We start from the raw sequence: 14,327 nt of genomic DNA on the forward strand, positions 1-14,327 counted from the left end.
ATGTCCAGAGCCTTCACAGGTTGAATTTTACCTGTGGTGATTATGGTGGGCTATTTTCACCCTTTATGTGTTTCAGCACTAAAAAATAGCACGTCATTCCCTTGAAAAAGGGAATCTCATTCAGCGCGTTTCAAACTCAATATAGTTAACGTAATCGACGTTTTTCAATTGTCTACGCGCTTTGTAAGCTCCTCACTTTCGTGACAGCCACAGGTGTTGTTACTAGAGGAAAAAGGAAACTAAACCATTTATCTTTAACACCCTTGTTAAGACCATACTTTATTGCCTCCCAACAACAGCGTTACCATAAAAAAAGCTTAGCCTTTACAGACTAAGCTTTAATAAAACGATGAAATTTTTGCAATGACCGTTCATAACGTAATTGGCGAGGGTAGCCTAGTTAGGAAGCATAACCGTGGCTTCGCCCTGAATGGCTACCTGCCCTTCTTCAGTCAACACTTCCGTCAGCAATGTAACAATCGGTTTATCTTCACGGATGTGTTTGACTTCCACACGTGCTGTCACCGTTTCTCCAACACGAATTGGGCAAGTAAACTTCAACGTTTGTCCCAAGTAAATAGCGCCAGGGCCCGGTAGCTTTGATGCTAACAACCCCGAAACTAAGCTAGACGCTAGCATGCCGTGTACAATAGGCACCTCAAACGGCGTCATGGCAGCAAACGCTTCATCTAAATGTACTGGGTTATAATCCTCAGCCAAAGAAGCAAACGCTTCAACTGCTGCTTTATCTAGTGTCTTAGTAAGACTTGTATGTTGACCAACCTCAAGCGACATTTTTCTCTTCCTCATCGTTTGCTAGGACTTCTTCAATACGTTGTTTCACATACGTGCCAGGTGCATCAAGTTCACCACTCAGCGTTCTTGGATCGAGTTTTTCCGAGAAATTACGCGCATCCAACCACTCTTGCCAATGTGGCCACCATGAACCCGTTTGTTTATCTGCCGCTTCCAACCACGTATCAGCATCAGTCTTAACGTTTGGATTCGTCCAATAGCCGTATTTAGTTGAGTTAGCATGATTCATAGGACCGGCAATATGGCCGCTTTCTGCCAGAACAAATGTGCTCTGTCCGCCTACGAGTTCAGTTCCTTTGTACGTCCCTTTCCAAAGAGCAATGTGATCCTCAATGGCAGATAAGAAGTAGATGGGAGATTTCACTTTAGACAAATCAATACCAACACCATCAATCTCTATGGCGTTTGGTTGGCTAAGCTTATTCTCCAAATAGAACTGACGAAGCATTTGGTTGTGACAAGCAGCAGGAACGTTAGTGTTATCACAGTTCCAATGCAGCAGATCAAACGCGACCGGTTTTTCACCTTTTAGGTAATTCGTCACGTAATAGTTCCAGTACAAACTGTTTTCACGTAACAAACTAAACGACACAGCCATCTGGCGACCGTCCATATACCCTTTCACGGTATTTTGCGCTTCAATTGCCGAGATCATGGCATCGTTAATGAAAATACCGAGCTCCCCAGGCTGCTTGAAGTCCAAGATAGTGGTGAGTAGCGTCGCTGATTTTATGCGTTGTTTTCGCTTTTTCCCTGCCATATAGGCCATTGTAGCGGTCAGTAAGGTGCCACCGATACAGTAACCCAAACCATTAACTTCACGCTCTCCGGTTGCAGCTTCTATAGCATCCAGTGCTGGGATCAACCCGTCAGTGACATAAGTACCGAAATCAGTTTCACTGTATGTGGCATCTGGGTTAATCCACGACACCATAAATACCGTGTGCCCTTGGTCCACTAACCACTTCACAAATGAACGCTTTTGACTCAGGTCCATAATGTAGTACTTGTTCACAAACGGCGGCACTATCATCATAGGGCGTTTGTAAACGTTCTCTGTTGTCGGCTGATATTGAATCAACTCAAACATGTGATTCTTAAAAACAACCTTACCCGGTGTTGCTGCAATATTCTCGCCAAGCGTAAAGGCTTCAGCGTCTGTCATACGAATATTTAGCATGTCTACGCTACGAGTCATGTCTTCTTGCAGTTGCTCTAACCCCTTAATCAAATTAGACCCATTGGACTCCAACGTGAGCTTCATGATTTCTGGATTAGTGGTCACAAAGTTACTCGGTGACATCGCATTAAGAAACTGACGAGAGAAGAACTCCAAACGCTCTTTCGCATCAGGGTCAAGGTCTTGTGCTTCATCAATCGTTTGTTGTACAGACTGGCAAACGAGCTTGTAGCTTTCTTTTATGTAGTGATAAAGCGGATTTGATGCCCAGCTTTCATCTTTAAAGCGGGGATCTTTTTCAGGTGCATTAGGATCGCCAGCACCTAAAATACAGTCATTGAAGAGATTGATTTGTTGATTCCACCAATTCATCTGCTGCTCTAGCACCGTTGTTGGATTTTTAGTGACGGATTGTGCTAATGCACTCCAATCTTCAACCTGTGATTTGAAAATCGTCGATTGAGTCGGTTGTTGGAAGTTGCCGAGCCAGCTCTCACTTGCTTGAAAGTAACTGTTTATAATGTCTTGAAAGGGTGCTTTGTTATTCATCATCTCATCCCTGTACTGTGAATGAAGTGGCGGTCTAGCGTTAGAGCACATAATGGTTAATGATCACGGCGACTTAATTACTCAAAATATGGCCGATCACATATCATGTCCCAAACACAGACCGCCTTTGTATTACTTGCTTTTTGCAGCGTTAATCGAGGTTGCTGAAATCTCATCAACTGCCGCTTTGAACTCATTACCGATTTCGCTTAGTTTTTGGCCATCTTCAAGTAGGCGCTGGCTTACTTTAGTAATGATTTCTAGTTGCTTGCTGCCGTGATTAGCAAGATCTTGTGGTTGCTTGATTGCCACTAGGCTTTGTAGGTTTTCATTCGACAATTCACTGTACGCCGTTAGCGTTTCTAGTTGCATTTTTGACAACGTTTCCATGTTTTTTGCAACGAGTGAGCTGAAGTTCGCAAATGGATTGATAACCGTTTGTAGTTGTGCGTTTACTGCTTCGAATGCGGCTTGGTTAGACATAGTATGTTCCCTTTATAATGTGGCCAGCGGCCTACGGCGCTAAGCTCTGATTGACGTTATTTAATGTTCAATGATCTTAATCAATAAATATTCAAACAAGCGTTTGAATAAGTTCATTCTGTACAAACCAACACATGTTGTCACCCAAAATAATTGTTAAAAACTCACAGGAAAACATGCTCGCCATATTTACTTCGTTTGAATAAAAGTAAAAGAAAGAATAGAAAACCTTAGTTAACAAAGTACTTACAAACGAATTTATGTATTTTCCTGTTTGAATTCGAACATATGCAACAACTATAAAGTTATAAAAAATAAAACATACATCACAATTTATTATCTAGTTCTCATTCTGTTTCATTCACACATAAAAACAAATTGCGCCACACCATTCAAAAATCAAATAAGACACAGGTCTTTATATTTAAAATACAAATACAACATGAGAAATTAATTCAAATTTATAATGGAAGATATTTACTGAAATATCTTCCATTCCTATTGGCTATCATGTTTTGGGTAACAATAAGTCAGCATTATTCAAACACAACAACTCCACCCAAGCCATTGATTTTAAACAAAACAACCCGGATTGAATTTAAAAAAACCATGCTGGAAAATATTTTTTACACGAAAAATACTTATGTTTCATATAGTTAATCGTTAAACAAATTACATATGCATTGTTAAATTTAAAAATTTGATGTTAATCACTTGTTGAGTTAATTTTTAACCAGTAGTATTAAAACAAATGTTTAATACGAGTGTTTGAATTACATGGAATATAAAACAGAAACGCGAGATAAAATATTAGATGTCGCAGAAACCTTATTTACTGAGCATGGGTATAAAGGCACGTCCTTGCGTACCCTAACCAGTAAAGCAAAGGTTAATGTGGCTTCTGTTAATTATCACTTTGGTGATAAAAAAAGTTTAATCCGCCAGCTCTTGAATCGTTATTTAAGCGAGCTAATGCCTGCAATTCAAGATTCCCTCGAGCGTTTAAATCAGCAAGAACATTACACGTTAGAAGACGTATTTAAAGCAATCAAAGGACCATTATGCTCGTTGAATAGCATCAAGCCGAATGGAATGAATCGCTTCCTACTGCTACTAAGTAAAGGGTATTCCGATATTCAAGGACATTTACGCTGGTTCATTCTGACACGATATAAAAATACATTAGATCTGTTTGTTGCATCCGTTCGCGCAAGCTGCGGAGAAATCGATGATGCTGAGTTATTTTGGCGACTTCATTTCTCGCTTGGCACTTTTATTTTCGCCATCGGATCCAGTAAAGCGCTGACGGAAATCGCATCGAGTACGTTTAATCAACATAACGCTGATGCCGAAGCGATTATCGATAGGCTCATACCCTATTTGGCAGCAGGTATTGTCGCTCAGCCGAGTGCCACACTCTCTGCCCCTACACCAGCAACCTAAATTTTATTTAACACCGATCACGAGTGAGAAAGCTACCGCTCTAATCATTAAACAATGACTCAATTGAACAAAAGGAACAGTGCTTATGAGTTTTATCAGCCAAAAATTAATCAGTGAACCGGCATTTAGCTTGTTTAAAAAAGTACTTCCTCCGCTGTCTGCGACAGAACGTGAGGCAATGGAAGCCGGTAGTGTATGGTGGGACGGTGAGCTATTCTCTGGCAACCCTAACTTCGACACACTTCATCAATACCCTACACCGACCTTAACGGAAGAAGAGCAATCTTTTATCGATAATGAACTAGAAACGCTGCTCGCAATGCTTGACGATCATAAAATGGTCAAAGAAGATCGCGATCTTCCCGCTGAAGTCTGGGCTTACCTTCGTAAAGAGCGCTTCTTTTCTTTGATTATTTCTAAAGAATACGGCGGACGCCATTTCTCTTCACTTGCCAACTCGACCATTGTTGCCAAGATTGCCTCACGTAGCATGAACGCCGCCATCACCGTTATGGTACCTAACTCACTTGGACCAGGTGAATTGCTATCACACTACGGGACACAAGAACAAAAAGATTATTGGCTACCACGTCTTGCGGATGGAACCGATACGCCATGTTTTGCTCTAACTGGACCAGAAGCGGGCTCAGACGCTGGCGGGATACCAGATACCGGTAAGGTTTGCTATGGCATGCACGAAGGCAAAGAAGTACTGGGTATTCGCCTAAGCTGGAATAAACGCTACATCACCTTAGCACCAATTGCGACGGTAATGGGACTCGCGTTTAAGCTTGAAGATCCCGACCAACTGCTAGGTGATAAGAAAAATATCGGTATTACATGCGCCTTAGTTCCAAGTAATCACGAGGGTGTCATTATCGGTGAACGCCATGATCCTATGCATCTCGCATTCATGAACGGAACGATTCGTGGTAACGATGTCTTTATCCCAATGGATTGGCTAATTGGTGGCGCAAATTACGCCGGCCGCGGTTGGCGTATGCTGGTGGAGTGTTTGTCAGCAGGCCGTGGTATTTCTCTACCCGCGCTAGGGACTGCGGTAGGTCACTTGACGGCTAGAACCACGGGTGCTTACGCTTACGTACGTAAACAATTTGGCATGTCTATCGGTAAATTTGAAGGCGTCGCTGAAGCGATGGGGCGTATCGGCGGCATGACATACTTACTGGAAGCCAACCGCACGCTAACCACTACGTCACTCGATATGGGGGAAACTCCGGGAATTGTCACAGCCATTGCTAAATATCATATGACTGAGATCTCTCGCACTATTCTTAACGATTCAATGGATATTCACGCGGGTCGCGCCATTCAGTGTGGTCCAATGAACTACCTTGCTTCCGCTTACATGTTCATGCCGGTCTCTATTACCGTTGAAGGGGCGAACATTCTAACTCGTAACCTGATGATCTTTGGCCAAGGTGCAACCCGCTGTCACCCTTACGTCCTACAAGAGATGGAAGCTGCTGCGAATCCAAATCATGCCGAAGGCGCAAAAGCATTCGACAATTTGCTGTTTAAACATATTGGGCATGCCACAAAGAACTCCATTGGTGGTTTGTTTGCAGCACTAACGGGTTCCGCCTTTACTTCGTCACCGATTGCAGGCGAAACCGCTCGTCATTACAAGAGTCTGAAGCGTCTGAGTAAAGCGCTCGCAGTGAGTGCAGACTTTGCCATGCTCACACTTGGTGGTGAGCTTAAGCGTAAAGAATTGATTTCCGCTCGACTTGGCGATGGCTTGGCGTATTTATACATGGCTTCCGCAGTATTGAAAAAGTATCAAGATGAAGGAGAGCCATCAGCCGATCTTGATTACGTTCACTACGCGGCTGAACATTGCTTCTACCACGCAGCCAAATCACTTAATGAAGCTTACCGTAACTTCCCTAGCGGTTTTGCGGGCACGACGCTCAAAGCTCTGTTGTTCCCGCTTGGCAATCACTTCAAGCAACCCGCAGATAGCCTAAGTCTTAAGATCGCCGAAAAGCTCATGGTGCCAGGTGCCGACCGAGACCGCCTCACGCACCTTTGCTATATTGGCGAGCATGAAGACGACAACGTCGGCATCATGGAGCGTGCATTCGTCGCCATGTATGACATTCGAGATCTAGAGAAGAAGCTCTTTAAAGGTGTTAAGGCGGGCAAAGTCGCGAAGAAAGGCATTCTTGCAGACCGTTTACAACAAGCACTGGAAGCTGATGTACTGACGCAAGCTGAAGTGGATAAAATCGTCGCGGCGGACACGCTTCGTTATCGTGCAATTCAAGTGGATCACTTTAGCCACGATATGAAAGAGACGTTAACCAACCAACCTGACACGCCAAACCTTACGCATGTCGCATAAATAATATGGTCACGCTCAAGCTAGCGTGAGTAATTACCTCCCCTATCCCCAGAGTTGACTCATTGTCTCTCTGGGGATTTCTTATGGTACGTTCAAACAAAACGAACACAGAATCCTGTCATTGCTGACGTTAATCCTCGCATCATTAAAACAAAGAAAAGTGGCTATCATTTCGTTGGACAGAAAATACGTTTATTTAAAAATAGCGTTATTTAATGCAAATTTTGTTTGATTTCTTTCATAGCAACATAAAATAAAAACAGGTAAGACCAGTTCAAAATAATGAGTCGCGCCAATACTTGCACTTTCTTTGATCACCACCAGCTCGAGCTTGACACGTATTTTTTACTTTTCACCGCTGATTTTGTGCTTACACTTAATACGTCGCTTATAAATACATGGAGGTAATTAGTCCTTTAATTATCATCTCCAATAAAAATACAAAGCGACATCACAAGAGTAAATTCAAACAAAAATTATCACGTGATAAAGCCTCTATTTTTCATCTGTAGAGACTCAGCCGTTCAATAACAAAAGGAAGCTCCATGAATATTAAAGATTCAGTTGTCGTCATCACCGGAGGCGCTCAAGGCCTCGGTTTTGCCACTGCTAACATGCTGTCTAAAGCAGGTGCACACATTGCTATCATTGATAGTAACGAAGAACAACTGGTCTCTGCTGCTGCAGATCTGCAAGCGAATGGGACACAAATCGGTACCTACTGCGCCAATATTACCGACGAGAAAGCAACAATCAGTGTGTTTGAACAAATATTGAAAGACTTCAATAAAGTAAATGTCTTAATCAACAATGCAGGCATACTAAGAGATGGCTTAATGGTCAAAGCAAAAGATGGCGAGGTGCTAGATGAAATGTCACTAGACCAATTTAATGCCGTCATTAACGTCAACCTGAGCGGGACGTTTTTATGTGGTCGAGAAGCAGCAAAAGCTATGATTCGCTCTAACCAACCCGGTGTGATCATCAATATTTCTTCCGTTGCTCGTGACGGGAATATGGGACAAAGCAACTACAGTGCGGCTAAAGCTGGCGTAGCATCCTTAGCAATGGTTTGGGCAAAAGAACTCTCCCGCTATAACATTCGTGCCGCCGCCATCGCGCCTGGTGCTTGTTATAGTGCAATGACTGCCTCGATGAAGCCAGAAGCCCTCACCAGACTTGAACAAATGGCACCGGTTAAACGCCTAGGACAAGATGTCGAGATTGCTAAATCTGCACAGTTCATCATTGAAAATGATTTTTACAACGGTAAGGTACTGGCAGTCGATGGGGGGCTTGTACTTTAGTGCGCTAACTCTGTAAGCACAACCTTAGCAAGTGACACCAAACGAGGTGATCTCAACGGATCACCTCGTTTTGGCTTTTACCCGACTTCTTACTCTCTGGATGGCTTGCCTTGGCGGTAAAAATATTGTCGAGAGCGTGGTCATTCGACTAGAGTTTTCTCAGTTACCCTACTCTTCCAGGCATTACAGAGGTCGTTGTTGGGTTATGGGTTATGGGTCGAAAATGAGTTTGCATTGACCAACGCTGAAGGCTAACGTTGGCTCTTGAAACCCATATGCAGCGAGACTCTTTGTATCGTCCGTATCATCAATTGCGTTATACCGACGCTAACCATCGCGATAAAACTGCCCGCAACAAATGCGATTGCAATCATCGCATACACAATCGAACCACACGAAAAAATGATAGACATAAGATTGTGAAATATCGCATAGAGACTACGTTTACTGGCTTGCACGGTACTCATCGTCTCGCCTTATTGCGACAACAGTTTAAACGAACACTACATATGCTGACGTCTATACTGTTAGGTTCAAAATTGGCTCCATTACCAGTGGCTAATCTGGCGACATTAAGGATATCGCGTTGAGACAACCGCGTGAGATTGAAGTTTTGTGATAAAAGTGCCGTCGTTCCATAAAAGGAGTCACGGTGAATGTCATACATATTGGTTCCTATCAACAGGCTATAATTATAAGAGATGTGGATGGTAGCCCATTAATAACCCAGAATTATCATCCAGTACTACACCTTGGATAAAGAATAAATAATGCCTAAACTTCATATAGTTACCGACAATATTTATGGATTTATTATCACCCTCACCCTTTAAAAACAAAAGCGGCGTCTCAGTCTAGCGGATATCATCTTTTTCTTGCGTTAACCAACCCAGAAACCACAACCGCCATATAAAATACCCCTGTTATCGCTTCAAGATAAACGAACACCTCCGCCAATGGGCTATTAGGACTGTAATCTCCGTAGCCTAGTGTTGTTAGTGTGACAAAACTAAAGTAGGTCATCTCGGAAAAGTTCTCTCCCCAAGAACTCGCGCTCTCAATGCCCAAAATGGCATTAGGGTTTATTTCTAAGATGAGCAGATACACGGCTGCCCAACTGAGTCCCATGACCAAAAATAACGCGACAGAACCGATGAGCTTATTGTTGTCGATATGATCCGAAAGTAGAATATGATGAGCAGTCGAATGAAAGACGCCATAAAAAAACGCTAATAAAGACAAACAAATTGATACTTCATACTTTGACAGTGAATTTCAGTCACCTTACACGGAAGACAGTAAATTGTATGACCTTCAAGATACGTTCACGGATGCTCATGAAGATGAGAATTGGAAAAACCATGTATCTTCTGAATTAAGAGATGCACTAGAAAAACTCGATGAAAGAAGTCGCGATATTATTTTTCATCGTTGGTTAAGCAATGAAAAAAGCACCTTATCTGAGTTAGGCGAGAAGCACAGTATTTCAGCTGAACGGGTACGTCAACTAGAGCTGTCCACACTAACAAGGTTAAAAGCGTTGTTGGGCAATATTCCCATGATGATCGCAGCTTAAAACCGACGAAAAGAAATTCACTTAATACGGTCTCAATATGAAACACAACCATATATTTATGTCCCTACTCCTTTTCGCTATCTGCTCGCCGGTAAACGCAGACTCGCTATCTGAAGTGTATAGTCTAGCCAAGACCAACGACCCTTTGCTAATAAAAGCAGCCGCTCAACGGGATTCAGCATTTGAAGCGATAAACTCGACTAGAAGTAGCTTGCTACCCCAAATCGACTTGACCGCAGGCTATGCCTATCAAGATAGTGACCTTCACGCTACCGACGGAAACTCCACCGAGCTTTCTTTAGGCTTATCACAATCCATATATGACCGTAGTAGCTGGATTGCATTGTCTATATCAGAAAAGAATGCTCGAGGCTCAGATGCTCGATATGCTTCTACGCAACAGATCGTCATGTTTAACGTTGCAAAAGCCTACTTCGATGTTCTGAAAGCAGAAGATGATCTCTCTTTTGTCAAAGCAGAGCAAAATGCCGTCGCGAAGCAACTTAAGCAAACGGAACAACGCTTTAACGTTGGGGTTGCACCAATTACAGATGTTCAAGATGCGAAAGCGCAATACGACAGTGTGGTCGCACAACAAATTCAAGCCACTAACACCGTTGAGAACAAGTATGAGGACCTAAGGGCTATTACAGGTAAAGAAGCATCGCTTTTAGCCGTATTGGACACGGATAGATTTTCGCCTTCGTTACCAAACCGTACGATAGAAGAAATGGTCGAAAAAGCCACGAATGAAAATTTGAGATTGCTGACTTCTCGTATCAACAAAGATATTGCAAAGGAACAAATTGCTCTCGCACAATCAGGGCACTTACCAACCGTTGCTTTACTAACAGATTACAGCTACTCGAAGCATTACAACCAGCCAATCAGCCCAATCACGTCAGATGACGACGTCAATCAATTTAACTTAAGGCTTTCCGTTGACTTGCCTGTTTACTCAGGCGGGCGTGTAACATCAGAAGCAAAACAGGCAGAATTTCAATATATTGCGGCTAGTCAAGATTTGGAATCAACCTACCGTGATGTACAAAAACAAGTGAGAGCCATTAATAACAATATCCGTTCCTCAATAGGCTCAATAAAGGCTTATACGCAATCTGTGGTTTCAGCCAAATCAGCATTATCTGCGACCCAAGAAGGGTTCGAAGTAGGGACTCGAACTATTGTGGATGTATTAGAGAGCACTCAAAATCTCTACCAAGCAAACAAAGATCTTGCTAATGCCCGTTACCAATACATTTTGTCGCAAATTGAGTTGAAACTCACGGTAGGCACCTTAAGTGAACAAGACATTATTGATATTGATGCAGGATTGAAATCCGTGGATTAGCAACGTTCATTCCACATTATTCCTCGATAGCGACCTAACTTAAACAACCTAGGGCGCTCTGCATCTTCTGTGGAAACGTTGCTTGAACCTATTTTGCTTGAACTATCCTGCTTGAATTATGCTACTAGAACTATGTTGCTAACATCGCTTGGACTACTGATAAGTAAAAACTGCTACTACCACGTGTCGTGCTTGGGGCATAGCTCGCCTGGAAGTAGTGGTTTATTGAAGAAAAGCCTTGTCCGTCAACGCCCCTTTTTCTTGAGGTAATCAGATTTCGGTTGGTTCTCAACTCCTTCCTCGCTACCCAATACAATACAAATCTTCAAAGCAACTCGGTCCAATTGCTGTACTAACCGACAGCAATACGGAATAATTTGCGTCGAGTCGATATGAGTCGCCACCTCATATCGATACTGTGTAATCTCGCTATGATTCGCTTTATTCCGCCATTCAGTTGCCCTTAGCAAATATCAATTCATATTGATATTTTGATCTCGCTCATCATACATGTCAGGCGTAGTATGCAAACCTCCCGTGTAACCCGCTTTTTCAAGGGTCTCTCGCACCTCTCTGACCTGATCTCGGGTAACGGGTATTTCACGTGCACCCAAGTGCAAACGTACGAAAGAGATTAACTCAGCTAACGCGGTATCCGAGAGAACATCATTAAAGCTCACCATCGGCATAAAGTTACGTTCTTCATCCAAATAACTCGGTTGCAGCCCCCTCAATGCTACGGCAATAGTATTGAACGGATCACTGTGCATGATAATGCCATTATTCAATAGCGTAGGTGCAATTGGGTCACGCCCTTTACCATCTTCACCATGACACGCGCCACACGTTTGATTGTAGGTAGCGTAAACTTCATTCGTGTACGCGGCGTCCGTAAACCCTTTAGGTTCTAGCACAACCGTCTCCTCGTGAATGACATTATTGGTATCCCCTACTAGTAGGTAGTAAGACATGGATTCAATGTCTTCGCGAGTCATTAGGCTTAAGCTATTCTTGATGACATCCGCCATCCCTGCAAAAGCGGACCCTTTATCTGAATGCCCGGTGTGTAAAAAGTCTGTCAGCGACTTTTCGTCCCAACCATCCATGTAGAGCTCGTCAGCACTGATGTTGGGAGCATTCCAGCCATCAATAAGGTTACCTTGAAAAATCCTATCCGTGTCCAACGCTTGAGCAATATTTCTAGGAGTATGACATTCGGAACAATGCCCAAGCCCTGCGACCCAGTACTTACCTTTTTGCCATTTTTCGAGATCAGCTATGTTGTCTTTTAAATCACTCGGTGGCTGGTAATCAAGCTCGTCGGTATCCATAAATACTAGGTTCCATCCCAATAACCCAAGCCTGATATTGGAAGGAAACATCATTTTATTCGTATCATTTTGCCTAGAAACGGCCGCGATAGATTGCATGTATTCCCACAACGCGAGCATGTCTTCATCACTAACATATTGATAAGACGTATAGGGCATAGCTGGATACAAATAGCCATGTAACCCCTTCCCAGCGACTAGTGCTGCTTTAAAATCTTCATAATCATACAGCCCTATCCCTTCCGACGTATGAGGAGTAATGTTAGTTGAGTAAATCGTACCAAATGGCGTAACAAATGGCAGACCACCAGCAAACGGTTCTCCACCTTCTGCACTGTGACAAGCCACACAGTCTCCGGCATAGGCTAGATACTCACCTCGCTCTACCAGTACTGAATCCAAACTCGCCAGTTTCGCATCCTCATCCAATCGAGACTTTGTCATATAGGCACTAATCGCCAAAATTTCATCTTGTGAAAGTTGCTGCCCGAAGGCTGGCATTACATTATTAAGACCATTTCGAATCGTATGTTGGATCTCTAGAATACTGCCACCATGCAGCCAGACATTGTCAGAAAGATCTGGCACACCAAGTTGGGTATTAGCGACAGAGCCATCCCCATGACAAGAGGCACAGTATTGTACAAACAGCGCTTTACCCAACTCAACTTTGACAGCCGGTACGTCCGTATGCCGCTGATTTAATGACGCTAAGTAATAGGACATTTTGGCTATGTCATCGGGCTTAATCGCATCAACCCATCCTGGCATCGCACCATTTCTACCCATCGTAATTGAATGAATAATATCCGCATCACTTCCCCCATAAAGCCATTCATTATCAATCAGGTTAGGAAAATGCTTCGCGCCTTGAGCATTACTGCGGTGACACGCAGCACAATGAGTTTGAAACAGTCCTCGACCGGCACCGACAATTTCAGGATTCATTGCCAAACTCGCTAGGCTTTTATCGGTAACCGTCGCCATCTGATTTCCCAAGCTTGTATTCACTTGGCTTAATTTATCGTCACTTTGCTGCCAATTGACTAATCCTTGCCAGTTACCTAACCCTGGATATAGAGCCAAATAGCCTACTGAAATACTAAAGGCGATAAAATAACAAATAAACAGTATCTTAGGGGGAGGAGCATCATTTTCATCGATCCCGTCAAATGAGCCAATTGTGTGATGTTCATCCGCCTGGTGATTACTGCGCCAATATTTAATCACCACACCGACCATCAGTACAAAGAACACTAGGGTTCCGACCACCGCCCATAGATTCCAAAAACTATTCAACTCGACTGAATCCATTACAGTGCCTCCTCTGAGGTATCGACACCTAGACTTTGTAGGTACCGAATGAGAGCCTCACCTTTTGTTTTTCCTCGAACCTGAAGTCGCGCATCTGCAATATCATCCGCTGAGTAAGGCACACCTAGGTCACGAAGCGTTTCCATTTTGCCAGTGATGTCATCACCCGACAGCTTTTGTTCAAAGAGCCATGGGTAAGACGGCATAATGGAGGTAGGAACCACTTGACGAGGGTTGATAAGATGGATGGTATGCCATTGATCTGAATACTTTCGCCCCATATTGGTAAGATCAGGACCGGTGCGCTTCGACCCCCACAAATTGGGAAACTCATAAATGTCATCCGATTCTTTGTTCGCTCGACCATTACGGGCAATCTCTGGATCAAGCGGACGCACCATTTGTGTGTGGCAGACATGACAACCTTCACTAATATAAATATCTCGCCCGGCCACCTCTATTGCCGTCAACGGCAGCGCCGCACTCCCTTTCGCTATCTCAGGTCCTCTAACAATATTAGGCACAACCCAAACCAGTAAAGAAAAGGAGGCCACGACTACCGTGCTCACTATTAGTATTCCCACGGACTTTGTGAAATCAGCTGTCATT

At 43.4% G+C, this 14,327-nt stretch carries 11 protein-coding genes and 1 pseudogene; 5 read left to right on the forward strand and 7 right to left on the reverse strand.

The annotated features are described in order from the left end of the window. Window positions 1–396 precede the first annotated feature (396 nt). The 3 genes from M9196_RS12905 to M9196_RS12915 all read right to left on the reverse strand — a co-directional run bounded on the left by M9196_RS12905 (window position 397) and on the right by M9196_RS12915 (window position 3,028). Window positions 397–795: a MaoC family dehydratase gene (locus M9196_RS12905; protein ID WP_250617939.1), complete on the reverse strand. Its 399-nt coding sequence runs from the start codon at window positions 793–795 to the stop codon at window positions 397–399. Further along, on the reverse strand, window positions 785–2,545 hold the full coding sequence (gene phaC, locus M9196_RS12910; RefSeq protein ID WP_250617940.1) for a class I poly(R)-hydroxyalkanoic acid synthase: 1,761 nt from the start codon (window positions 2,543–2,545) through the stop codon (window positions 785–787). The genes M9196_RS12905 and phaC overlap by 11 nt, the downstream gene beginning before the upstream one ends. Window positions 2,546–2,677: 132 nt before the next feature. Beyond that, window positions 2,678–3,028 (reverse strand): phasin family protein, encoded by a 351-nt coding sequence (locus M9196_RS12915; protein WP_250617941.1) that lies wholly within the window; start codon window positions 3,026–3,028, stop codon window positions 2,678–2,680. 777 nt (window positions 3,029–3,805) lie between these two features. On the opposite strand from M9196_RS12915, the gene M9196_RS12920 reads away from it, so the two are divergent. From M9196_RS12920 to M9196_RS12930, 3 genes are all read left to right on the forward strand, one after another. Next, window positions 3,806–4,471, forward strand: a complete 666-nt coding sequence (locus M9196_RS12920) for a TetR/AcrR family transcriptional regulator (protein WP_250617942.1) — start codon at window positions 3,806–3,808, stop codon at window positions 4,469–4,471. Window positions 4,472–4,556: 85 nt separating this feature from the next. After that, entirely contained in the window at window positions 4,557–6,839 is a 2,283-nt protein-coding gene (locus M9196_RS12925; protein ID WP_250617943.1) for an acyl-CoA dehydrogenase, read from the forward strand. Window positions 6,840–7,384: 545 nt separating this feature from the next. Continuing rightward, window positions 7,385–8,146 (forward strand): SDR family NAD(P)-dependent oxidoreductase, encoded by a 762-nt coding sequence (locus tag M9196_RS12930; protein ID WP_250617944.1) that lies wholly within the window; start codon window positions 7,385–7,387, stop codon window positions 8,144–8,146. A gap of 251 nt (window positions 8,147–8,397) precedes the next feature. On the opposite strand, the gene M9196_RS12935 is transcribed toward M9196_RS12930, so the two are convergent. Both M9196_RS12935 and M9196_RS12940 read right to left on the reverse strand, forming a co-directional pair. Then, window positions 8,398–8,613 carry a hypothetical protein gene (locus tag M9196_RS12935; protein WP_250617945.1) on the reverse strand — a complete coding sequence of 72 codons (216 nt, stop codon included), beginning with the start codon at window positions 8,611–8,613 and terminating at the stop codon, window positions 8,398–8,400. A gap of 397 nt (window positions 8,614–9,010) precedes the next feature. Continuing rightward, window positions 9,011–9,373 (reverse strand): annotated as a pseudogene (locus tag M9196_RS12940) (potassium channel family protein); the annotation flags it as partial. 76 nt (window positions 9,374–9,449) lie between these two features. Between M9196_RS12940 and M9196_RS12945 the strand changes: the two are divergent. Beyond that, on the forward strand, window positions 9,450–9,722 hold the full coding sequence (locus M9196_RS12945) for a sigma factor-like helix-turn-helix DNA-binding protein (RefSeq protein WP_250617946.1): 273 nt from the start codon (window positions 9,450–9,452) through the stop codon (window positions 9,720–9,722). 37 nt (window positions 9,723–9,759) lie between these two features. Continuing rightward, window positions 9,760–11,073 carry an outer membrane channel protein TolC gene (tolC, locus tag M9196_RS12950; RefSeq protein WP_250617947.1) on the forward strand — a complete coding sequence of 438 codons (1,314 nt, stop codon included), beginning with the start codon at window positions 9,760–9,762 and terminating at the stop codon, window positions 11,071–11,073. A 473-nt stretch (window positions 11,074–11,546) separates the two neighbouring features. On the opposite strand, the gene M9196_RS12955 is transcribed toward tolC, so the two are convergent. Both M9196_RS12955 and M9196_RS12960 read right to left on the reverse strand, forming a co-directional pair. Further along, entirely contained in the window at window positions 11,547–13,703 is a 2,157-nt protein-coding gene (locus M9196_RS12955) for a c-type cytochrome (RefSeq protein WP_250618101.1), read from the reverse strand. A gap of 14 nt (window positions 13,704–13,717) precedes the next feature. Next, window positions 13,718–14,326, reverse strand: a complete 609-nt coding sequence (locus M9196_RS12960; RefSeq protein ID WP_250617948.1) for a cbb3-type cytochrome c oxidase subunit II — start codon at window positions 14,324–14,326, stop codon at window positions 13,718–13,720. Window position 14,327: the final 1 nt, after the last annotated feature.

The sequence above is a fragment of the Vibrio methylphosphonaticus genome (assembly GCF_023634655.1).
GTDB classification, from domain to species: Bacteria; Pseudomonadota; Gammaproteobacteria; order Enterobacterales; family Vibrionaceae; genus Vibrio; species Vibrio methylphosphonaticus.